The organism is Paenibacillus antibioticophila (assembly GCF_000455265.1).
Lineage (GTDB): Bacteria > Bacillota > Bacilli > Paenibacillales > Paenibacillaceae > Fontibacillus > Fontibacillus antibioticophila.
Window position 1 is genome coordinate 640,751 of record NZ_HG005140.1, and the last position, 22,267, is coordinate 663,017.

Below are 22,267 nucleotides of genomic sequence, written 5' to 3' on the forward strand. Positions count from 1 at the left end.
AAATATAGTGAAATTTTTGTACTTAAAGTGGACTAAAACACGGGTTTGGCTAGTTACTGGCGATCTAAGGTAAGTTTTTTCACTAAAAGTGGGTTCGTGCGTCGAATGAAGATTTTAAGGGAAGTAATTTCACTAAATCGCGACCGGATGTGCATGAGCAGAAGAATGAGTTGCTCATATCGTCTTGTAGGCGATTGAAGTTCGGAGCAAGATTGGAATGCCAGTAGGACAAGTTAATTTTGGAGAAAAACTTCAGTACTGGCAGGATAGGCAGAGGCAAAGTTTCGGTGCAAAGGCGTATTTATCATGAGGCGGAGGTGCAACTTTAGGCGCGGCAGGTCATTGACGTCGTGCATAAGCTATCGCGCAGGCTGCCGTTCGGGCTTAGCCCAAGGCCGTGCTTAGTCTCCTGCTTGAATGCCGCAAGGAGGTAAGTTAATAGCAGTGCAGTTGAACTCAATAAGCGCGATAGTTAGGGCAAGAGTGTGAAAGGTTTTGAAATAAAATCTTTCTGTAAGAAAGCTGCATCGGGAGCATAGACTCGGAGCGTTCGCCTTTGTGAGCAGATTTCCCCCTTGTGAGAAATTAGTCCGATCATAGAAGTCCGCGAACAACAGCGATTGTAGGAACATTTCACACGGCTGCCCCTCTAACTCGCCCTCCGATGTTTAACTGTCCTTTGTGCTATTGCACATTTTCATGTAAGTATGCACCACCGCTGGCTATTCAGCAGATTCTGCAAGATGCGGCGAAGTACGCATGTGTACATTTCGCACCGACCCCGGATCCAAGCGCGCGGTGTCTCACAGTATGATCTCAGAACAACAACAGGCTTCGGGGATTTCAGCTTCGGGAATTTAGCTTGCAATTTATTAGTGGATGGCATATAATCATTTCTGCACGTTAAAAAAGCTGCTATTCAAAACATGCGCCCGTGGTCCAATGGATATGACGTAGGCCTCCGGAGCCTGAGATCGAGGTTCGATTCCTCGCGGGCGCGCCATTTTATCTTTTACAATGCATAATGCTTTTCAGGTTGAATGCCCGGTTGGGCTTTTTTGTTACCCAGAGTTTGACTATCTTTGACTTTCTGTTTGAAATTGATTATGATGAGGTTAATATTTCTCGATTCCGTCAATTCTTATAGAGTTGAGGAACATTTGCACATTGTCGAGTCACCGTATGAATTATCCTTTCATACTATTGCCCACCCTTGTGCCAATGATCGAACCCTTATAAAGTTGGCAGACTCGAGAAGCATGGAGTTATAAACTATTGGATAAAACAGGGAGGTTTTTTCGGTGAGCTATATACCTATGGTCGTTGAACAAAGTAACCGGGGCGAACGCGCTTATGACATCTATTCCAGACTGCTGAAAGACCGGATCATTTTCCTCGGTTCGCAGGTAAATGATGTTGTGGCCAACGCGATTATCGCACAGATGCTGTTTCTGGATGCGGAAGACCCTGGAAAGGATATCCATCTGTACATTAATAGCCCTGGCGGTTCCATTACGGCTGGGATGGCCATTTTTGATACGATGCAATTCATTAAGTCCGATGTATCTACCATCTGCGTAGGACTCGCGGCTTCTATGGGCGCTTTCCTGCTGAATGCAGGCGCACCAGGCAAGCGTTACGCGCTACCGAACAGTGAAATTATGATTCACCAGCCGCTCGGCGGAGCAGAAGGCCAGGCAACGGATATTGAGATTCGTGCCCGCCGGATTCTCAAGATGCGCGACAAGCTGAACAAGATCCTCGCTGAACGGACAGGACAGCCGCTGGATCGGATCGAGAAGGATACCGACCGCGACTATTTCATGAGTGCTGCTGAAGCGAAGGACTACGGCCTGATCGATCGTGTTATCGAGAAGACACCGATGCCGGACAACAAGTAATTTTTATAAAATCAACTACAGGACTGCTGTTCCCGGATTGTTTTTGATCTGGGGGCGCAGTCTTTTTGCTTGCATTTCAAGGCAATCAGTGAAAAAATAATGAAAATATATGAAGCATTCCGAAATATTCTGAATACTGAAAATTCAAGGAGTGAAGCAGGATGTGTGCAAGCCGAAGAAAGAAGCTTCCAGAAGTCAGCCGGGTGCTGGCAGAGGTTGCTACCGGCAGTAGAAAAGCAGATTTAATTATTCTGGACGGTACGCTGGTCAATGTGTACACGGGCAAGCTGCAGCCCCATACAGATGTGGCAATTGCGGCTGGCCGCATTGCCTATATCGGCTCAGCCGCTCATCTGGCCGGCCCTGATACCGTTCTCGTCCATGCGAAGAGCAGATACATCGTTCCAGGCTTGCTGGATGGACACATGCACGTAGAGAGCACCATGCTGTCTGTAACGGAATTCGCCAAGGCTGCCTTGGCAAAAGGAACGACCGGGGTATTTATGGACCCGCACGAGATTGCCAACGTCTTCGGCTCGGAGGGCGTCCGCTGGATGCACGAAGAGGGCCAGCAGCTGCCGCTGAAGGTCTACACCACCTTTCCGTCTTGTGTTCCTTCCACCGATGATCTGGAGGATGCCGGAGCCTGCTTGCATGTCTCCGACATTGAGGAGGGTATGACCTGGGAAGGCGTGGCCGGACTGGGCGAAGTGATGAATTTCCCCGGCGTCGTGCACGGTGATCCAAAAATGGCTGGAGAAATTGCCGCTACGATTAACGCTGGCAAGACCGTGACCGGGCATTTCCCTAGTGACTCAGATTCCGAGCTGCAAGCTTATATCGCCTCCGGAGTATCGTCCTGTCACGAGACCGTAACCCGGGAACAGGGTCTGCGCAAGCTGGAGCTGGGCATGTATCTGATGGTGCGCGAAGGCTCTGCCTGGCATGATGTCAAGGAAGTGATCAAGGTCGTTACAGAGGACGGGGCGGATTCCGCCCAGGTTCTGCTGATCACGGACGATGTATACCCGCAGACCTTGATTGAGAAAGGCCATATGAATCATGTCGTACGCCGGGCCATCGAAGAAGGCGTAGATCCCGTCAAGGCGATTCAGATGGGCTCGATCAATACGGCCCGTTACTTCCGGGTCGACGGTGATGTCGGGGGCATCGCCCCCGGCAAATGCGCCGATGTGCTGCTGATCGGCGATCTGGGCCGGATGGAGCCGTCCACGGTCATTGCGGACGGCGAGATCGTGTGGGAAGACGGCGAGCTTCGCGCCGGCTTCCCGGTGTACGAATACCCGGCGCATGCACGGGATTCGGTACGCCTCGCCCGGCCGCTGGTACCGGGCGACTTCGCGGTGCCGAGCACGCTTGGCGCAGCCAGCGGCGGCACCGAGGTCCGCGTCATTCGCGCGATTGAAAATAGCGCGCGAACCGGACGCGGAACCGCCCGCCTCGAGGTGGCGGGCGGGTACATCCAGCCGAGCGTGGAGCAGGATGTGCTCACGCTCGCGTGCATTGACCGCCACCATGGGAGCGGTCAAATCTCGTTGGCCTTCGCGCAAGGCTTCGGCCTTAAGCGCGGTGCCGTGGCGTCGACGGTCGCCCACGACAGCCACAACCTCCTCGTCATGGGCGCCAGCCACGAGGAGATGGCCTTCGCCGCCAATGAGCTGGCGAAGCTCGGAGGCGGCATGATCGCCGTGCTGGACGGCCAGGTGCTGGCGGCAGTGCCGATGGTCATTGCCGGCCTGATGTCCGATCAGCCGCTCCCTACCGTCGCCCGGCAGGTTCAGGAGCTGGAGCAGGCCTGGAAGACGCTCGGCTGCACCTTGAACGCGCCGTTCATGACCTTCTCCCTGATCGCCCTGCCGGTGATTCCCGAGCTGCGGATCACCAACCGCGGGCTCGCCGATGTCGACCAGTTCCGTCTCGTTCCATTGGAGCTGGGGACAGAGTAATCCATAGAGTTCCATAGAGTAATCCATAAAGAAGCCTCCCGCTGTATCGGCTATCTCCGTCAAGGAGACGCTGATGCCATGCGGGAGGCTTTTGCGGTTTTATTTAACCTGATATAAGTTGAACTAAGTAGCTGCGCAGAAAGGACATAAGGGTGAAGTGTGCTGATGAAGCGTCAGCGTTCGCCTTTGTGAACGGATTTCTACCCATCTATGGGTTAATTTAATCATGGAAATCTGTGAACAACAGCGATCTTAAGCACACTTCACACGTTGCCCCAGCGCGTACAATTATTAATTCGACTTGTATAACTCCGGGAACGGGAAATAAAATTCCGGGAACCCGTAGGCATACGGCAGGTAGTCATAGAGCTGGAAGAAGATGACCACCCCGTTATTTTTCAAATAGTAATCCGGGTTGCTGCCGATCGTCTTGAAGCCGCCAAAGTAACCCTCGATCTGCTTCAGCTGCTTGGCGATCGACGGGTCGACGATTTTCCGGAAATCAGGATTCTTCCGCAGCACCTCATCCAGCGTCAGCAGCTTGCCGTCACTCAGGCGGAAGGTCAACCCTTCCCGCACGCTGATTCCGTGCGCCCCTCCTGTATAAGCATAGGTCTGCTCCAGAATGCTCAGCAGTCCTCCCCGGTTAAAGGTCACCGTATAATTCCCCAGATATTCGTAAGGGCTGCCGTTCGGAGATGGCTGATTCTCCTTGGTTTCCTTAAGCGCCCGCTCTACAAAAGAATTCGCTCGTTCCTGCAGCAGCGCATTGATCGAAGTTTCAGCCGTCTTATTGCGCAAACCGCTGATTTGAGGATACTCTACCTTGATCGAGGCTTCCGGAATGACCTTTTCCAGCCGCTGGGTAGTGATCTTGACATCATTCAGCTTATGCGGAACCAGGTTCAACGCATCTTTGGCTTGATTCCAATTCGACGTTACCCCCAGGTGGTCGACTACCACATTCACCGATACATATGGCTTGCCGTCGATCACCTTCCATTCATAGGGCAGAAGCTGTTTGCTGCCGTTCACCACCGCCTCGGCGCCATTCTCTCCCGGCTTAAGCTCCACCACTACATGACGGCGGGTCAGCGTGTACACACCAGCGGACGGATCATGCTTCACTGGAATTTTCAGACTCTTCTGAATAAATTCCAAGGGAACCAGCACATCCTCTTCTCCCTGCCGGCCTTGCCAGCGTACAGCCTTATCCTTGACGGTTAGCTTGACGGCCTGCCCCGGATTGAGCTTGGGGGTTTGCTGCTGTGTCTGAGCCGGAGCCTGGGTCAGCGTAACCATATTCGATTCATATCCTGCAAGCTTTGATCCTGTCACAGCCGCAGTCTGAAGGTTATCCGCCGTTGCCGCGAGTGCGCCTGTGTTCAGCACGCTCGCCGCCAGCAGCAGCGAACCTGTGATGACTATCCATTTCTTCATGATCCTGATCACCTCTTCTTGGAGTTACCCCAATTATCTCCCATCGGCTATCAAATCATGCTCCTACCCTCCAAAATTGCGCAAGAGGGACGCTACGCTATCGTACGCTGCATACCGCTTCCCCTTACTCTCCAGCATTCTATCTTACCATCGTTTCATCTGCCTCCAAAATAGTTGTACAAAAAGTATTTATTCCTCCAGTTAACCTATCATCCGGTACAATTAGTTGCCCAAATTACAGCTATTCCACCTTGCTTCACTGCGTTTTGGATCGAACGACGATTCTAAGTGTGTTTCGAGCAACTAAATCCTCTTATTGAGCTTGAATAACCAGAAATAGGTGTATAAATGCACCTATTCGCTCGGAGTCCTTGGGTTCTAGTAGTATATGAATGCCTCAGCCAGCTAGAAAGGCTACCCCTCCAGCCGCCGAACACGTTACTCTTTAATACTGCCTGCTCTTACTCTCACTCTCACTCTTGCTCTTGCTCTCACTCTTGCTCTCACTCTTACTCTTGCTCTTACTCCTGCTCTCTTGTATTTGCCTTCTCTTCCTTTAGGCTTATCCCTATATCGCTAACGTCTCCTTGCTGTCCCCGACAATTAAAAAGAGTGATATACCCGCGCTGCAGCCTGCAACAGGGACATATCACTCTCTTATCACTTATCTTTAGTTCTGTTAGCGTCCGCTCTTCAGCTCCGTCCAGAAGCGGTCGTAAAGCTGCAGCTTGTCGCCAACATCGCCAAGCCATTCCGTGCGGGACAACTCATCCTCCGACAGATTGATCATCTTGTCATTGTTGTACTCCTCGCTGTGGAACTCCTGTGCCTTGGTGTTCGGGTCACTGTAACCGATTGATTCATAGTTCTTGGCACTGTTCTCCGGATCCAGCATGAAGTTGATGAACTTCTCCGCCAGCTCCTGATTTTTAGCACCCTTTGGAATCGCATAGTTATCGGACCAGATCGTTCCGCCTTCCTTAGGCACCACGAATGCGACATCCGGGTTATCCTTCGCGATATAAGAAGCGTCGCCGGACCAAACCGTTCCGATCCAGCCTTCTTCCTGAATCATCTTTTGCTTAATGTTGTCTGTATCAAAAGCCAGCACGCTTGGAAGCAGGGCCTTCAGATCGTCAACCGCTGCAGTAATCTCGGATTCCTCCGTAGAACTGTTGGAGTGTCCTGCCTTTTTGAGTGCCATTCCGATCACTTCCCGGTTGTCGTCCAGCAGCAATACTTTACCTTCATATTCCGGATTCCAGAGGTCTTCCCAGCTGTCGATCTCATCCTTCACATACTTGGTGTTGTAGGCAATCCCCGTTACACCTGAAGTATAGACGATAGAATACTGGTTCCCCGGATCATAAGAAGGATCCTTATACGAATCAGAAACATATTCAAAGTTCGGAATGTTGTCTTTGTTGATCGGTGCCAGCAAATCCTGCTTAATCATCGTTGCCACCATATAATCGGACGGCTGAATCAGGTCATAGCCGCTGCCGCCGGCGTTAATCTTCGCCAGCAGGTCCTCGTTGTTCGCAAATACATCATAGTTGATTCTGACGTCGAATTCCTGTTCAAATGCCGCCAGCACATCGGCGTCAAAGTTGTCCGCCCAGCTGTAGATGTTCAATGTTTCCTTGGAAGAACCGCCGCAGCCCGACAATACGGACAGTGCCAGTCCAGCAGCCAGCACGATGCCGGCCCATTTCATTTTTTTCAATTTAGGATCTCCTCTCTTTCCGCAAATGAAGTCCGTAAGTGCTCTGAGAAAGAGCATTTACTTCTTTGCCAGTACATTTTTAAATGGGCATGGGCTTACGCTTTATGCTTTCGAAGCAGCTTTCTGTAAGAAAGCTTTTAGCCCTTCACTCTTATGCCCTTTCTACGCAGTTTATATAGTTATAGCGTGCCCTTAAAACGGAAGCACCGATTGTTTTTTCTGGCCTTTACCTCTATTTAATACAAATTGAGCCAAGAAAATCAAGGTAACACTCACAAGAATCAATAGGGTACACAAGGCGTTAATTTCCGGGGAAATACCCCGTTTGACTTGTCCGTAAATGTAAATCGGCAGTGTCGTGGAGCTCGGACCGCTGACAAAGAAGCTGACCATGAAATCATCCAGGGACATGGTGAAAGCGATCAAAGCCCCGGAAATGATCCCCGGCGTAATCTGCGGCAGCGTCACATGCCGGAAGGTTTGCCAAGCGTTCGCGCCCAGATCCTGCGCCGCTTCCTCTAACTGCCCGCCCATACCCGCAAGGCGCGTCGAGACAATCACATAGACATACGAGATACAGAATGTAATATGCGCGATAATGATCGTCAGCTTCCCAAGCGGAATATGGAATTGCGTGAATAGCACCAGCAGGGACAAGCCCATAATGATATCCGGAATAATAATCGGCAAATACAGCAGTCCGCCCATTCCGGCCTTGGTCTTGCGTCCTACTTTACCGATCGACAATGCAGCCAGCGTGCCCAGCAAGGTGGATACTACCGTAGCAGCTATTGCAACCGTTAACGTATTGCCCAGCGCCTCCATCACCCGCCGGTTGTGGAACAGGGAAACGTACCAATCCAGCGTAAATCCGCTCCAATCGGCAGCCAGACGCGAGCTGTTGAAAGAATAGGCAATGATAAAGCCGATCGGCACATAGATGAAGATCATCACCAGCAGGGAGTGAATTCCCAGCAGCGGATGGTTTTTTCGCTTCGTATGCATCAGCGTCCCTCCTTTGCAGCGAGATGCCTGGATGTCATCGCCCTGTTGAACAGGGCAATCAGCACCAGCGAGGTAATCACAAAGATGACGGAGAGCGCCGCACCGAACGGCCAGTTGCGTGCACCTAAGAACTGGCTCTGAATGATGTTACTGATCATCGCCGACTTGGCTCCGCCAAGAATATCGGTGACTACGAACATGCCGCTGGTGGACACATAGACAAGCACGGAGCCCGTCATGATGCCCGACTTGGTCTGCGGCAAGGTGATATGCCAGAACGATTTCCATCTGGTCGCACCCAAGTCGTCTGCCGCCTCCAGCAGCCGCTTGTCCATTTGTTCGAGCGCCACGTAGATCGGGAGCACCATGAACGGAATAAAGGTATACACCATCCCCAACAATACGGCTCCCTTAGTATATAGCAGCTGCAGAGGCTCATGGATCCATCCGAATTGAATCAACAGATTATTCACCACGCCCTGCGTCCGCAGCAACAGCACCCAGGCATAGGTCCGGATCAGAAAGTTGATCCAGAACGGAATCGTGATTAACGCAAGCCCCCATGTCTGCATCCGCGGCCCGGCATTGGCAATGTAGTAGGCCAGCGGGTAGCTGAACAGCAAACACAGAACCGTCGTTACCACAGATAATACGATGGTATCCCAGTAAATACCCAGGTACAGCGAATCAAAAAAGGTAGCATAGCTGCTGGCCTGGAATGTAAATACGACATTACCCAATTCATCGCGGCCCATAAAGGAGATCACGACAACAATCAGCATCGGAACAACGAGAAACAAGCTCAGCCAGAACAGGACCGGCAGCAGCCCCAGGCCAGATCTCCACCGTCTCATGGTCCGATTACCACCTCATCCCCGGTCTTCCAATTCACGCCTACCTTCTCGCCGATCGTCCATGGGCGCTCATCAGAAATGTCCAGAATAATGGATACGGTCATCGGCTCGTCCTCCAGCTGTACGATCAGCTTGTGAATGCTGCCCAGATAGAGCACATCCATCACTTCACCGACGCGCTTGCAGCCCTCCGGGTTCCGCTCGACCGATAGCTTCTCGGGACGCACGGCAAACAGCCGCCCATCCAGCGAGAAAATGTTATTCTCTCCCACAAATGTAGCGGAAAACAAGGTCTTTGGCGTGGCATAAATCTCGCGCGGCGTGCCGATCTGCTCGACTTTTCCACTATTCATAATGACAATCCGGTCGGACAGCATCATCGCTTCCTCTTGATCGTGGGTCACATAGACGAACGTGATCCCGAGACTCCGTTGCAGATGCTTGAGCTCGGATTGCAGGTTTTTGCGAAGCTGCAGGTCAAGCGCACCAAGCGGCTCGTCCAACAGCAGCACCTTGGGCTTGTTGGCAATAGCGCGGGCAATCGCAACCCGCTGCTGTTGTCCGCCGGATAGCTGGTGCGGATATCGCTTTACCAGTGCGGTAAGCTGAGTCATAGCTACAGCTTCATCAATACGCTTACGCTGCTCCTTGGGCGGCAGCTTCTTCATCTTCAGGCCGAATGCAATATTATCTTCAACGGTCATATGGGGAAACAAGGCATAGTGCTGAAATACCAGGTTCAGGTCCCGGCGATTGGGCGGAAGGCTTGTCAGATCGGTGCCATCCAGCAGAATCTGTCCGCTGGTCGGTTGCTCGAATCCGGCAATCATGCGCAAAATCGTCGTCTTGCCGCAGCCGCTCGGGCCCAGCAAGGTTAGGAATTCCCCTTCCTTAATGGTGAGCGAAAGCGGATGCACAACGACTTGTCCCGCAAATTGCTTCTCAACGCCGGACAATTCAATCATCGTAGCATCAACTCCTTCAATAGGGTGTCTTTAAGAAAAAAAAGCCATATCCATTGGTATGGCTTTTCAGGTCGATCGATTCATTTTTTTGCATATTCACTATACCTTGTTTTGGCGGAGGATACAATACCCTTTCATTGAATCCTGTTCCGGGCGCCTATAATAGGAAGAAACCACCACATGACAACACCCGGAAACAGCGAATCCAAGCTCGCCATTTCCGGGTGTGTCTAAACCGTCATGCTGTTATTTCAATTCATAAGTAACACTGACGTTCGCCTTCAGCGTCACTTCACCAGCTTCAAGCGAGGTGGAGCCGCCGGTATCGGCTGCGGCTTTGCTCATCAGCATTTCATTTTGCATATAGACCGGAGTCTCGCCTCCGCCGGACAAGGTTACATTAACGACCACGCCCAGCGAACGGCCAGCCGACTTCGCAATGGCGGAGGCCTTGAGCTTGGCATTGCTCATCGCCTTGTCAATCACTTGCTCCTGATATTGATCGGTGTTTTCCGTACTGAAGCGTACATCGGAAATCCGGTTTGCTCCGGCCTCCGAAGCGGCGTCCAGCAGCTGTCCAACCTTGGTCAGATCACGGTAAGTAACGTTCAATGAATGATACGCTGTATAGCCCTTCACTTTCTGGCCTTCCTTTTCAGAATAGCTATAGTTCGGCTGTACATAGAATTGTCCGGTTTGAAGATCCTTGGCATCGACCTTCCAGGTATCCTTCAGAACGCTTTGGATTTTTGCCATTTTGGCGCTGTTGGCGCTCTGTGCTTCCTTCGCGGTTGCGGCTTCCGTCTCTACGCCAATCGTAAGCGTGACAATATCTGGCTTGACGGACAGCTCTCCTGATCCCGCAACATTAACGACATTGCGCAATACATCACCCTCTGCAGCCTGGACCTGCTGTGCCGGACCTGCTGTATTGGTCAGCAGAGCCGCTCCAGTCAACAATGTGCCGGCGATTGCAAATGCACTAACAGACTTGACCCATTTATTCATTCCAATGACCTCCATTTTCCTTCATAATATTGGTGATTTTATCTTCTTAACGCAAAAAAGAGATTGATAGTTGCAGGCAAACAAAAAAAATGGGAATGAATCGTAAATTCCGATCCATTCCCATTCTCGTCCCTTTACCCGGGTCATAACCGTCTAAAGGATTTTATTGATTCTCAAGCTCTTCCTTGCTGACAAGATTGATTAAAGCGCTTGCGGCCTGCTCGGCATCCGCACCCTCTGCGCTTATGTAAATCTCGGTGCCCGTGCTGATCGCAAGGCTCATAATTCCCATGATACTTTTGGCATTCACTTTTTTATCATCCTTCTCAACAAAAATCTCAGAAGAATATTTGTTGGCTTCCTGAACAAAAAGCGCTGCCGGCCGGGCATGAAGCCCCGTCTTAAGACGAACGGTTACCGGGTTTCTTACCATCTATCCTTACCCCCTAATACTTGATCCACCACGTGTCCACCATTTGTGAACATTTATAATTAAATCCATTATATCATACACCGACATCGGCACACTAGCAAAACCGAAAACAACTTTAACTGCCCCGGATTTTTTCCGCCAGCTCGTCGATTTTTCGCAGTCGATGATTGACGCCGGACTTGCTTACCGGGTTTTTTAACATCTCTCCGACTTCCTTCAGGTTCATATCCGGATGCGCCAGACGAATTTCAGCCACCTCACGCAGCTTATCGGGCAGATTTTCCAAGCCCATTTCCTTCTGCAGCAGCTTGATATTATCGATCTGCCGGACGGCCGCCCCAATCGTCTTGTTCAGGTTGGCGGTCTCGCAATTGACGATGCGGTTGACCGAGTTGCGCATATCCCGCATAATTCGTACATCCTCAAACTTGAACAGTGCTTGATGCGCTCCGATAATGTTCAGCAGCTCGATAATCTTTTCGCCTTCCTTGATGTAAAAAATAAAGCCCTTCTTCCGCTCAATGCAGCGCGCGTTCAGATGAAATTCATTGGCCAGGGTCACGAGGGCTTGGCAATGCTCTTCGTACATCGACGAAATTTCCAGATGGTATGAGGAGCCTTCCGGATTGTTGACCGAGCCGCCGGCAAGGAACGCTCCCCGCAGGTATGCGCGCTTGCAGCAATTTTTCCGGGTGAGCTCTTCATGAATCCCCGGCGTAAAGACAAAGCCTTCGGAGACAATGTGCAGCTCTTTTAGGATTTCCTGAACACGGGCAGGTATTCTCACGATATATACATTATTTTTCTTGAGCCGCATTTTCTTACGGACCAAGAGCTCGGTATGCACCTGAAAATGCTTCTTCAGGAGAGAATAGATCCGCCTTGCTATCGCAGCGTTCTCCGTAGAGATATCGAGCACGACCTTCTTGTTCGTCAGCTGTACCGACCCGTTCATCCGGATCAGCGCGGAGAGCTCCGCTTGTTCACAGCAAGCGTCAGCTTCGATCATGGTCAGTTCTTTTTTGGTTTGCGCCGCAAACGACAACGGATTCACCTCTTTCTGCTAATCCAGTCTTGCACCAGCTGATAAATGTGTTGACTCAGCTTGTCAGCGTCATGCCGCAGGTAACGGCGGAACAGGACCAACGTATCGGCGATCATCTTGTAGCCCCTGCCGGTCACGACATCCCAATCCACCTGGACGGGCTTGGCGCCCTTCTCGGCGTAGAAGTCCTGTACCTGAGCCGGAATTTCACCGTCATTCACAATGACATAATCAAACAAATGATGCCCTACATGCTTGTAAATCGCCTCTAAATGATCGCTTACCGTATAATTATCGGTCTCCCCGGGCTGGGTCATAACATTGCAGACAAATATTTTAATGGCATTTTCATTCTCCAGAACGGCTTCGGCCAGCTTGGGCACGAGCAGATTTGGAATAATGCTGGTATAAAGGCTTCCCGGACCGATCAGTATGGCATCCGCTTCACGAATCGCCTCGACGGCTTCAGGAAGCGGCTCCACTTCTTCCGGCTCAATGAAGATCCTGCTGATCTTGCCGCCTGCTTCAGGAATCTTCGATTCCCCCGTCACAATCGAGCCGTCCTCCATTTCCGCCTTCAAGATCACAGCCTGACCTGCGGCCGGCAGAACCCGCCCGCGAACAGCGAACACCCGGCTCAGTTCCCGGACTGCTGTCACGAAATCTCCGGAGATATCCGTGATCGCAGCAAGAATCAGATTGCCAAGACTGTGGCCGGCCAAGCCGGAACCATTCGAAAAGCGATAACTGAGCATATCCGATAACAGCGGTTCCACATCGGCCAATGCTGTCAATACGTTGCGGATGTCTCCGGGCGGCGGCATTTGCAGCTCGCTGCGGAGAATACCGGAGCTCCCTCCGTCATCGGCAACGGTAACAATAGCCGTAATGTCGAGCGGCTTCTCTTTCAACCCTCGCAGCATGACTGACAAGCCGGTTCCCCCGCCCATCACGACAATCCGCGGCACTCTTTCATTCTTGATCCGATGGATCACCAAACTCACCTCTGTCTTTCTGAGCAGCAACTAATTCCGGTCCCGGCCCTCATCCCGATGGCTGACGCGAACGGATTCGGTCTCGCTCGCTCCAAGCATTCGGCCCAGATACTCGGCGATGGCGACTGAACGATGCTTGCCGCCGGTACAGCCGATTCCGATAATGACCTGGCTCTTGCCCTCTTTATGATACTGGGGCAGCAAGAAATGGAGCATATCAAGCAGCTTGGTCAGAAACTCCTGGGTTTCCGGCCACTTCATAACATAATCATATACATCGCTGTCTTGTCCCGTGTGTGGACGAAGCTGGTCAATATAATGAGGGTTCGGCAGGAATCGGACATCGAATACCAAATCGGCATCAATCGGTATTCCGTATTTAAAGCCAAAGGAAGTGATATTCACAGACAGGTGATTGCTTTCTAAGTGGGAAAAGCGGGAAATGATCTTCTCCTTCAGCTGGGCCGGCTTCATGTTGCTCGTGTCGATGACTTGATTTGCCGACATTCTTAGCTCATCCAGCATTTTACGCTCCAGCTTGATCCCGTCTAACGGCATCCCGTCCGGCGCAAGGGGGTGGCGACGGCGGCTCTCCTTGTAGCGCTGCACCAGGACAGCATCCGTTGCATCCAGGAACAGAATATCACTCTTGATCGTGAAATGATCCTTGATATAATTCAGCGATTCCGACAGCGCAGTGAAAAACTCCCGGCCCCGCAAGTCGATGACCAGCGCTACCTTGGCAATTCTACCCTTCGACTGTTCAATGAGCTCGGCGAATTTGGGGATCAGAACCGGCGGCAAATTATCGACGCAGAAAAAGCCGAGATCCTCCAGACTTTTTACGGCAACCGATTTGCCTGCCCCGGACATCCCGGTAATAATGATCAGATTCGCGACAGAAGCTTCCTCTTTTTTAGGCATTCTGCTCCCTCCTAACAATTCCCCCAGAAATTCCTGGTCTATATAAATTTACCTAAATTAGATTTGCCTTGGAGATACCGTTGCGAGTAGAGGTGTCCCTACGATCGCTGTTGCTCACAGATTTCTCTTATTGGTTATTTTCGGTAGAAACAGGAATGCTGAATTATTACAAGAACAAGCCGGCTGCGCCGACCGTACCCGCATCATTGCCCAAAGTAGCAGGCACGATTCGCAGGCCTTTTTGCACGGGCTCCGGTGTCAGCTTGGCAAATACGCTGCGGATCTCATCGAACAGAATATCTCCCGCATAGGAAACACCGCCGCCGATGATAAACAGCTCCGGATTCAGAATGACCGCTGTAGCCGCCATCGATTTACCGAGATAGAATGCCGCACGGTTAACGATTCGAATCGCCGCTTCATCACCCAACTTCGCTGCATCAAATACATCCTTCGCCATAATGTTCTCCACTTGGGCTAGCGAAGTACGTTCGCCTCGAGCTACTGCATCCTTGGCCATCTTGATAATACCGGTTGCCGAGGAGACTGTCTCCAGGCAGCCCATCTTCCCGCAGCCGCACTGAATCGCCTCCAGGTCCGGGACAACCGATACGTGTCCCAGCTCGCCCGCCATACCAGAGAAGCCTTGATAGATTTTCCCGTTAATAATAATACCGCCGCCAACGCCGGTTCCAAGCGTATAGCATACGCAGTTCTCGACACCCTTGCCTGCGCCGCCCCAAGCTTCGCCCAAGGCTGCTACATTAGCATCATTGTCGATCTTAACCGGCTTGCCAAGGCGTCCCTCAAGAATTTCGCGAATGTGCAGATCCTTGAGTCCAACATTGGGCGCAAGGATAATAATGCCTTCCTTTACATTGGTGAAGCCGGCTACTCCGGCACCTACTCCGGCAACCTGATCCCATTCGAACGGAGATTGCTCGACTACGAGCCGGACGTATTTCTCAATATTGCCCACCACGGTATCCGGACCCTTCTCCTTTTCCGTAGGTCCTTCATACGTATGAAGCAATTGTCCTTCCTCACTGCAGATGCCGACCTTGATCGCTGTGCCGCCAAGATCCACGCCAATGTAAATTTTTTCAGACATTTCACAAGCCACCTTTATAAAATTAATTAAAATCAATCTATTCCATACTCCTACGTACCCACTATAAGCGAACCCTTACATTCGGTCAAGAGAAGTGGACTGCGTCTGGAAATGCAGGAAGGTCAAGGGATTACGGGGAGTATGACATGCATCATAGCCTCTGAAAAAAAGCACCCGCGTAGACCGCTCGATGACCATGAGCAGTTCCCGCGGGAGCCGTACAATTTCCTTATGACATGATCCGTTTCTGTCCTTCCAGCGCACGAATCGGAGCAATGTTCTGAGTGAATTCGAGGGTGCCCATGTAAGTTCCGTCCTCTGCTCTTACAGCGAAGTAGCGGATATAGACGAACTTGTCTTTGAACGGGATCCAGAAGTCCTCAACATCTTTCTTTCCGGATTTGAAATCAGCCAGCAGCTGCTCAACGATGTGCACGCTTTGCGGAGGATGGCAGTTCTGCACGGTCCGGCCGATCACCGCCTTCGTCCGGGCGAAGATCCGTTCCTTGCCGTGGGAGAAATACCGGACAACATCGTTCTCATCGATAAACGTCAGGTCAACCGGCAGATGGTTCATAATGCCCTCCAATTGAGCCACAGACACCGTACCTGTCTCGAACCGTACGAAGCCTTGCGGTGTAGCTTGCTCTTCCTCTCCTTCAGCTGTCTCCGCTGCTGCCTCGGCAGGAAGCGGAACACGTTCCGGAATCCATTCCTTGTCGGGAGCCGTCAGACAGAAGCCGATTTGCTCACTCTCCTGGGCAATTTTCAACCACTCATCCTCAGTCAGCTTCTCCAGCGCCATCGGCAGCAAAATATGTTCTTCCTTAAATATCATCTCGTTCACTTCTTGAATAACCCGCTCCAGATCCATGCAGAGCGTCTCTTGGTCGCCTTGCCCGGGAACCAGCTTGGCCTTGACCTCTTTGATCATTAGGCGGATGCCGTCATCCACTCCCCACATGACCTTGGTCGGACCGAAAATTCCGTACTTCTCCAAATAAGGGAACAGCAGATTTTCCTTCCGGCTGTAGTGCTTATCAAGATCAAGCAGCAGGCTCAGATCCTCCAGCAGCTTGTATCGGATCTCGTCTGTATCCTCTTTGCGGAGCTTATCCAGGTGCAGGCGAATTTTGAAGTTGGTCAGCTTCTCAATTTCTCTGTTCTCCAGCTTGAAGGTATACACCGGATGTCCGGGCTGCTCCTCCGGCTTCACAGAACGGGTAGCATGATATCTTCAATGGATCCTTTGAAAATAGCGGTATGCACGGAACAAAGCCGCTGCACCTCACTGACCGGAATCCCCTCTTCTTCCATTAAAGCATGCTCCAGCGCAGAGATCTCCGATACGGTTACATCACCGACAGCTTCCTCAAAGCGTGCCTTTACTTCCTCTACGCTCTTCCCTTGATGCAGCTCCTTGATGATCTCCTTGAGCATTTCTTGTCTGTGCGTCTGCTCCTGAGCCTGATGCTCACGATTATTGATAAATTCGCTCATGCTTGTTCCTCCTTCAACTATTAATCTATAATGTCGTAGTCGTTATTCCCTTTTCGAATGTGTCGTTGAGAATGGTTCTCATGCTTAGAACGTATCATAGGCCGACTAGAGATTTTGTGACTGGAATCACAAAACAAATCCCGATTGTTTGACGGTTTCTCGTCCTGGACTTTGGGCGGTTTTCTTTTTCCCTGAAATTTGCAACAATAGGGTTCGAAAGGAATGGTTGATCGTGAATAAGGTGCAAACGCAAGTGCTATATATTGAAGATGATCGCGAGATTGGGGAATGGGTCTGTGCGGACCTCAAGGAGCGCGGGTACCGCGTGACCTGGCTAACCAGCGGCGAACAGGCGGTCGAGGAAGCAAAGGACTGCCGTCTGGCGATCCTTGATGTCATGCTGCCCGGGCTGGACGGGTTCACGGTGGGACAGCGGCTGAAGAAGCAATACCCGAGCCTGCCCATCCTGATGCTCTCTGCCCGGACTTCCATCGACGATAAGCTCCAGGGACTGGAATTCGCCGATGATTATCTGACCAAGCCCTTCCACCCGGACGAGCTGGCTGCCAGGCTGGAGGTTCTGCTTCGCCGGGGCGGTACGGTTGCCCTTGAGAATGAACCGCTGCGTCTGGGTCATCTGCTGATCTTTGAACGGGAGAACCGGATTGTTGTTGAACCTACTGGAGAGGAAGTCGTGCTGACCGGCAAGCAGTTCTACATTTTTCACTTCCTGCTTCGCCATCTCGGTCAAATCCTGACCAAGGAGCAGATCTACGAGGCGGTCTGGGGCGAACCGTATCTGGATGGGGACAAGACGCTGATGGTTCACATCCGTCACCTCCGCGAGAAGCTGGAGATCAATCCGGCGGAACCTTCTATTATTGAGACGATCCGCGGTATCGGATACCGGGTGAAGTCATGAGGAAGAAACAAATACCAAGCTATAAGCAAGCATCTTCCGGATTCAGAAAAGGCCCTCGCTTTCGAAATTCACTGCTCTCCCGATTTGTGATTATTGTCGTCATTGCCATGGTCCTGCTCCCGATCGTGCTTCCCCTGACCTTTTTAGCCTCCTTGGCCATCAGCAGCCTGCTGTTTCATTCGCCCCAGAAGGAATCAGCCGAAACAGAGCTGCCCAGTTACGGCTCCGGGATAGCAATTGAACGAATGTGGCATCAGGAAGCACTGGCACTGCAAGGAAAATCCTCTGCCGATAAGGACCAGGTACTGCAAAGGATTCATGAGAAATATCCCGAGGCCACTCTGTTCTGGGTCGACTCCGACGGCCAGACTCAATTGAAGCTGCCTCAAGCCTCTGAGGTGCCTGAATACTGGTCCACGGAAAAAGTGGTTGCTTATATGAAGCAAGCCCTTGATTCCGATCCATTTACGACGGTTGCCATTATTGGAGGCGGCGAACAGCCGACGGATGAAGGTTTTATGGTGTTGGAATTACCAAGAAAATATATGAACCATACTCCGTCTTCCAACAATAATGACGGCCGGTTCTATGGTATGTATTTCTTCATGGTGATTTTCGGACTCTTCCTGCTTCTCGCCTACTGGTTCTTCCGCGATATTCAGAAGCGGCTGCGCTTGCTCGAGTTCGGGATGACGGTCACCGGGAAGGACGGTCTGCCTGCACGGATTATCGAAGGGCGGCCGGATGAGATCGGCCGGCTGGAGCAGGCGTTCAATCATATGGTAGATGTGCTGCATGACAGCCGCCGGAAGGAGCAAGAGGAAGAAGCACTGCGGAAAAACCTGATCAGCAACCTGTCACATGATCTGAGAACCCCGCTTACCGTCTTAGGCGGACAGTTATATTCCTTCCGCAAGGAGCCTTTGTCTCCTGCAGGGAAGGAAACGCTTGAGCTGATGGAGGGGAAGATCAATGATCTTGGCGGTCTGATCGACCACCTGCTCTCTTATAACCTGCTTACCAGCGGAAGATACTCCATGAAGCCTGAGGAGCTGGATGTGCTGCGCATTGTGCGAATGAGTGCGGCAGCCTGGTATCCGCTATGGGAAAAGGCAGGCATGGAAATCCACATAGAACTGCCGGAGGAGCCGCTGATCTGGCGTATCGATGAGCAAGGCTTCCGAAGAGTGCTCGACAATTTGTTCCAAAACACGATTCGGCATGCCCGATCCGGGGGCTACATCGGTATTTCAGTCCTCCTTGGCGAAGCTGGTAAGACTGCACTCGTGATCACCGATCATGGACCCGGTATGAGCGCGGAGTCGCCCGCAAAGGGGGCAGGGCTCGGCCTCCAGGTCGTAGACCTGCTGCTCCGGGAAATGGGATTGGTGCGTCAAGCGGTATACGAGAATGGGACACGGGTGGTTATTTCACATGATATAATTAATATAGGGAGGTAGTGAAAATGACCAGAAAAAGATTATTTATAATCTCCTTTATAGTATTGCTTTTAGCTGTTAGTTCATCTTTATATGCCTCAGCTACCGATAAAAATACAGGCGCGAGTGAACAAAAAAGGCTGATTACTATGGCGGGAGATATTGAAATAAGTGAATCCGAATTCGAATTCTATAAAGCAAATATCAAGCTCATAAACCAATTAAATGAAGCGGAAGGCAATTTCTCATTTCAAACCGGTATCCCATCTGATCAAGAATTAGTCGATGAAATGCTGAAAAAGCGACTTTCAGTACAGTATGCCAGAAATTCAGGTATTACTGTTGATGAAGATGAAATTATTGAAGTTGTAAATCGGGAGAAAAGCATCCTTAACAGTAGTAATTTAGATATTGAAAATCAAGCCCTTATTCAAGAAATAATGAAGCAAAGAATTAAATTAACGGGGCTTTCTGAGGAGGATTTTTGGAAAAGTGACTTCGTGCATAAAGAATATGAAAGTGTTCTTTATATAGATAAATTATTTAAGGATCTAATGGAAAAAGAGGAGATTTCTAATATCCAAGACTTTGAAAAATTGCAGATTCATCTACTTGAACAATATAAAGATACCTTCGGAGAACATTGAAAAGGTGCTGCTATTTCTCACCTGCTCATTCTCCGGGCATCTACCCACGAAAACCAAAAACACCCTCCTGATATTCAGAAGGGTGTTTTTGATGTTCTTTTCACCTCGCAGCTTTCCAAGAAAAACAGAATTCCCCGGGCCTAGCCTCCCAGCCCATGAATCAACGGTTTAATGATGCCCGAATCAGCCAGCAGTCCAACAGCTACTGCCAAGCTGAACGCGCTCATCAACAAGAAGCTTCGTCTCTTCATCCTTTTTCACCCCGCATATCAAATTTTTGTATTGCTCGCGTCGACTTTCAGATGCCTCTTGCCTATATTGTTCAAATAGTCGAACACACTGGATCAACATGGACTCATGGTTATAACGCATGGCCCATTCCAAGCCCTCAAGCAAATACCGAAACCCCGTTTCATACCGCTGGGCTCTCAAATGATAAAGCGACAGCTCGGAAAGATACCGAATATATTGATTCGCAACAATTTGCGCATTATAGATTCCCAGAAGAGAGCTTCGTTTCTCAAACAACAGATTTATTCTGCGGGGTTCAAGTAGATGATCCACATTTAAGCCAAACCGATTCGCTGCCTGTAAAATGCGATACATGGCCGGGATTCTCTCCTCCGCACGATGCACGACATATTCTGCGTAATTCGCTAATATCTCAACCTCACCCGACATCAGGCGGTACAAATAGGCATTGCCATCCCCCCACTGCCGAAACTGCCGCACTACTTGCTGCTCTGCCTCACTTAACTTCTCGACTCCCAGGAGCTTCACATTGCTATATAAATTCACATACTGTAAAGCCTTATCATACTCCTGGTAAGCATCACAGACATTAGCCATTAGTAAATAGGCATAAAGCAGGTAAAACAACAGCTCTCTGGATGGCCCGTCCTCCACTGCCTCCTTACGCTTGCGCTTCAGACGATGACGATACTGTATTAAAGATTTATGCTCTAACTTCTCGGCAAAAAACTGAACCCGATCCCAACGATGCAACGACGCATATACATCAGCCAAATCCTTAAGCGCATCCAGCTGATTTGACTCGTCCAGACGATCAACATATTCCTCGAACCAGGCTGCGGCACGCAAATTACTCTCCTGATCATTGCCAAGCTCAATGGTAAATAGTCGATATCGGCTCAGCGCCAATCGTTCGGAGTGCTGATACTTCTCACATTGTGCAACGCACAAATATAACACAGCGGCAGCATCCATCTTCCCCTCATTCCAGAGCAATTCTGCCATATCAAATAAAAGAGGAATATAGGCCAAATGATCAGCCAAAGCATGAACAAGGCGTTCAAGGCAATCCAGCTTGTCTAGCTCGGCGCAACGATGGATAAATGGCCCCATCCGTCTCCAGTCCGGAGGCGAGTTGAGCAGGCAGCCTTTCAGGTAGGCTTCATAAAGAGAGCCCTCTGCTAAGCCCATACCCCTCGTTAAACGATCTAAATTGTGCATGGAAATCCGGCGTTGTTCATTTAGCATCGCGCTGAGGGTCCCTGCATTAATTCCGCAAATATCAGAGAACTGCTTCAAAGTCATCCCTGTCACGCTCAGGTACTCCTTTAGCTGCTGACTAACCGTAGGTTCAGGTTCCATGGAAGCCCCTCCTTGATATATACAAAACTGCCAAGACTAAATTTCCATATTTCCCTACTTCCCCCTTCATTATACTACGTATAAATAGTATTTTGTATATAAAAAACTAAATTTGGTGCCCTGCATAATATTTTCCAAGTCACCTAAGCTTATATTGAGGTGATGAAATGGCCGCATTGCGCAATTTTCTAGGAAATCGAATCCGGGCTATACGAAATGCTAAGGGCCTCACGCAACAAAATTTGGCGGATTTATCCGGTCTGGACTATAGATATATCGGAGCTATTGAACGGGGAGAACGGAACTTTACCATTGATACTTTGGAGAAAGTGCTGGCAGCTCTGCAGGTCTCGCTTCGCGAGGTGGCCTACTTCAATACTGAGCAAATCCGAGAGGATTCGCCCCGTTGGGAAGCCATCGATCACTTTGTTGTGAGCACAGAGGGATTGACCGAGGAACAGATTGAGACCTTGCGGCGGGTGAATCAAGAGGTTTTAAGGGCATTTAAATGAGGACGGAGAAAGGATAAATCTGAGGGAACCTTTACTTGAGAGTTGCTTAGAAGTTGCTTAAGAGTCTTAATAGTTGCCTGAGCCTGCTTCCTTTCCCGCCCCTTCACGATTTAGTGAAGTTTTTTCCATTACATTCTCCATCCAACGCCAAAACTGACTTCTAGTGAAAAAAACACCTTAAATCTCCAAAAACTAGCCAAATCCATGCTTTAGCCAACTTTAAGCGAAAAAATTTCACTATATCCGCATTTCCACCAAT

General features: G+C 50.4%; 18 protein-coding genes, 1 tRNA gene and 1 pseudogene. 7 read left to right on the forward strand and 13 right to left on the reverse strand.

Features of this window, described 5'->3' with window-relative positions:
* The first annotated feature begins 928 nt into the window (after positions 1–928).
* The 3 genes from TX85_RS16695 to ade all read left to right on the forward strand — a co-directional run bounded on the left by TX85_RS16695 (position 929) and on the right by ade (position 3,868).
* A tRNA-Arg gene (locus TX85_RS16695) sits at positions 929–1,003 on the forward strand.
* A gap of 298 nt (positions 1,004–1,301) precedes the next feature.
* Entirely contained in the window at positions 1,302–1,901 is a 600-nt protein-coding gene (gene clpP, locus TX85_RS16700; protein ID WP_044480670.1) for an ATP-dependent Clp endopeptidase proteolytic subunit ClpP, read from the forward strand.
* Between the two features lie 161 nt (positions 1,902–2,062).
* The gene (ade, locus tag TX85_RS16705) at positions 2,063–3,868 is read left to right on the forward strand and encodes an adenine deaminase (protein ID WP_044480671.1); all 1,806 of its coding nucleotides are present in this window, start codon (positions 2,063–2,065) and stop codon (positions 3,866–3,868) included.
* 291 nt (positions 3,869–4,159) lie between these two features.
* On the opposite strand, the gene TX85_RS27655 is transcribed toward ade, so the two are convergent.
* The 12 genes and pseudogenes from TX85_RS27655 to TX85_RS16765 all read right to left on the reverse strand — a co-directional run bounded on the left by TX85_RS27655 (position 4,160) and on the right by TX85_RS16765 (position 16,874).
* A complete protein-coding gene (locus tag TX85_RS27655) occupies positions 4,160–5,308 on the reverse strand; it encodes a PdaC/SigV domain-containing protein (protein ID WP_049895013.1) in 1,149 nt (382 codons plus the stop codon).
* 679 nt (positions 5,309–5,987) lie between these two features.
* Positions 5,988–7,034, reverse strand: a complete 1,047-nt coding sequence (locus TX85_RS16715) for an ABC transporter substrate-binding protein (RefSeq protein ID WP_044480672.1) — start codon at positions 7,032–7,034, stop codon at positions 5,988–5,990.
* A 192-nt stretch (positions 7,035–7,226) separates the two neighbouring features.
* Positions 7,227–8,039 carry an ABC transporter permease gene (locus TX85_RS16720; protein ID WP_044480674.1) on the reverse strand — a complete coding sequence of 271 codons (813 nt, stop codon included), beginning with the start codon at positions 8,037–8,039 and terminating at the stop codon, positions 7,227–7,229.
* A complete protein-coding gene (locus tag TX85_RS16725; protein ID WP_044480675.1) occupies positions 8,039–8,893 on the reverse strand; it encodes an ABC transporter permease in 855 nt (284 codons plus the stop codon). The genes TX85_RS16720 and TX85_RS16725 overlap by 1 nt, the downstream gene beginning before the upstream one ends.
* Positions 8,890–9,858 carry an ABC transporter ATP-binding protein gene (locus TX85_RS16730; RefSeq protein ID WP_044480677.1) on the reverse strand — a complete coding sequence of 323 codons (969 nt, stop codon included), beginning with the start codon at positions 9,856–9,858 and terminating at the stop codon, positions 8,890–8,892. Before TX85_RS16730 ends, TX85_RS16725 begins: the two co-directional genes overlap by 4 nt.
* A 246-nt stretch (positions 9,859–10,104) precedes the next feature.
* Positions 10,105–10,866 carry an SIMPL domain-containing protein gene (locus tag TX85_RS16735; protein ID WP_044480679.1) on the reverse strand — a complete coding sequence of 254 codons (762 nt, stop codon included), beginning with the start codon at positions 10,864–10,866 and terminating at the stop codon, positions 10,105–10,107.
* A gap of 163 nt (positions 10,867–11,029) precedes the next feature.
* A complete protein-coding gene (locus TX85_RS16740) occupies positions 11,030–11,299 on the reverse strand; it encodes an HPr family phosphocarrier protein (protein WP_044480680.1) in 270 nt (89 codons plus the stop codon).
* Positions 11,300–11,414: 115 nt separating this feature from the next.
* Positions 11,415–12,344 carry a DNA-binding protein WhiA gene (gene whiA / locus TX85_RS16745; protein WP_044480681.1) on the reverse strand — a complete coding sequence of 310 codons (930 nt, stop codon included), beginning with the start codon at positions 12,342–12,344 and terminating at the stop codon, positions 11,415–11,417.
* 5 nt (positions 12,345–12,349) lie between these two features.
* Positions 12,350–13,294 carry a gluconeogenesis factor YvcK family protein gene (locus TX85_RS16750; protein WP_044480899.1) on the reverse strand — a complete coding sequence of 315 codons (945 nt, stop codon included), beginning with the start codon at positions 13,292–13,294 and terminating at the stop codon, positions 12,350–12,352.
* A 75-nt stretch (positions 13,295–13,369) separates the two neighbouring features.
* Entirely contained in the window at positions 13,370–14,263 is an 894-nt protein-coding gene (rapZ, locus tag TX85_RS16755; protein ID WP_044480682.1) for an RNase adapter RapZ, read from the reverse strand.
* 166 nt (positions 14,264–14,429) lie between these two features.
* Positions 14,430–15,374 (reverse strand): ROK family glucokinase, encoded by a 945-nt coding sequence (locus tag TX85_RS16760; protein WP_044480683.1) that lies wholly within the window; start codon positions 15,372–15,374, stop codon positions 14,430–14,432.
* 229 nt (positions 15,375–15,603) lie between these two features.
* Positions 15,604–16,874 (reverse strand): annotated as a pseudogene (locus TX85_RS16765) (DUF438 domain-containing protein).
* Positions 16,875–17,115: 241 nt separating this feature from the next.
* On the opposite strand from TX85_RS16765, the gene TX85_RS16770 reads away from it, so the two are divergent.
* From TX85_RS16770 to TX85_RS16780, 3 genes are read left to right on the forward strand one after another with little or no spacing between them, the layout of a single operon-like run.
* Entirely contained in the window at positions 17,116–17,796 is a 681-nt protein-coding gene (locus TX85_RS16770) for a response regulator transcription factor (RefSeq protein WP_044480900.1), read from the forward strand.
* Positions 17,793–19,256: a sensor histidine kinase gene (locus tag TX85_RS16775; RefSeq protein ID WP_044480684.1), complete on the forward strand. Its 1,464-nt coding sequence runs from the start codon at positions 17,793–17,795 to the stop codon at positions 19,254–19,256. Before TX85_RS16770 ends, TX85_RS16775 begins: the two co-directional genes overlap by 4 nt.
* A 5-nt stretch (positions 19,257–19,261) precedes the next feature.
* A complete protein-coding gene (locus TX85_RS16780) occupies positions 19,262–19,882 on the forward strand; it encodes a SurA N-terminal domain-containing protein (RefSeq protein WP_044480685.1) in 621 nt (206 codons plus the stop codon).
* Positions 19,883–20,065: 183 nt separating this feature from the next.
* On the opposite strand, the gene TX85_RS16785 is transcribed toward TX85_RS16780, so the two are convergent.
* Positions 20,066–21,496, reverse strand: coding sequence for a helix-turn-helix domain-containing protein (locus TX85_RS16785; protein ID WP_044480686.1), 1,431 nt, complete (start codon positions 21,494–21,496; stop codon positions 20,066–20,068).
* A 167-nt stretch (positions 21,497–21,663) separates the two neighbouring features.
* On the opposite strand from TX85_RS16785, the gene TX85_RS16790 reads away from it, so the two are divergent.
* On the forward strand, positions 21,664–22,008 hold the full coding sequence (locus TX85_RS16790; RefSeq protein ID WP_044480687.1) for a helix-turn-helix domain-containing protein: 345 nt from the start codon (positions 21,664–21,666) through the stop codon (positions 22,006–22,008).
* Positions 22,009–22,267: the final 259 nt, after the last annotated feature.

Excerpts from the sequence above, each read along its gene's own strand:
- ade (WP_044480671.1), top strand. The coding sequence starts at position 2,063 with ATGTGTGCAAGCCGAAGAAAGAAGCTTCCAGAAGTCAGCCGGGTGCTG.
- TX85_RS27655 (WP_049895013.1), bottom strand. The coding sequence starts at position 5,308 with ATGAAGAAATGGATAGTCATCACAGGTTCGCTGCTGCTGGCGGCGAGC.
- TX85_RS16720 (WP_044480674.1), bottom strand. The coding sequence starts at position 8,039 with ATGCATACGAAGCGAAAAAACCATCCGCTGCTGGGAATTCACTCCCTG.
- TX85_RS16725 (WP_044480675.1), bottom strand. The coding sequence starts at position 8,893 with ATGAGACGGTGGAGATCTGGCCTGGGGCTGCTGCCGGTCCTGTTCTGG.
- TX85_RS16730 (WP_044480677.1), bottom strand. The coding sequence starts at position 9,858 with ATGATTGAATTGTCCGGCGTTGAGAAGCAATTTGCGGGACAAGTCGTT.
- TX85_RS16735 (WP_044480679.1), bottom strand. The coding sequence starts at position 10,866 with ATGAATAAATGGGTCAAGTCTGTTAGTGCATTTGCAATCGCCGGCACA.
- TX85_RS16740 (WP_044480680.1), bottom strand. The coding sequence starts at position 11,299 with ATGGTAAGAAACCCGGTAACCGTTCGTCTTAAGACGGGGCTTCATGCC.
- TX85_RS16750 (WP_044480899.1), bottom strand. The coding sequence starts at position 13,294 with ATGGGCGGGGGAACCGGCTTGTCAGTCATGCTGCGAGGGTTGAAAGAG.
- rapZ (WP_044480682.1), bottom strand. The coding sequence starts at position 14,263 with ATGCCTAAAAAAGAGGAAGCTTCTGTCGCGAATCTGATCATTATTACC.
- TX85_RS16760 (WP_044480683.1), bottom strand. The coding sequence starts at position 15,374 with ATGTCTGAAAAAATTTACATTGGCGTGGATCTTGGCGGCACAGCGATC.
- TX85_RS16775 (WP_044480684.1), top strand. The coding sequence starts at position 17,793 with ATGAGGAAGAAACAAATACCAAGCTATAAGCAAGCATCTTCCGGATTC.
- TX85_RS16780 (WP_044480685.1), top strand. The coding sequence starts at position 19,262 with ATGACCAGAAAAAGATTATTTATAATCTCCTTTATAGTATTGCTTTTA.
- TX85_RS16785 (WP_044480686.1), bottom strand. The coding sequence starts at position 21,496 with ATGGAACCTGAACCTACGGTTAGTCAGCAGCTAAAGGAGTACCTGAGC.
- TX85_RS16790 (WP_044480687.1), top strand. The coding sequence starts at position 21,664 with ATGGCCGCATTGCGCAATTTTCTAGGAAATCGAATCCGGGCTATACGA.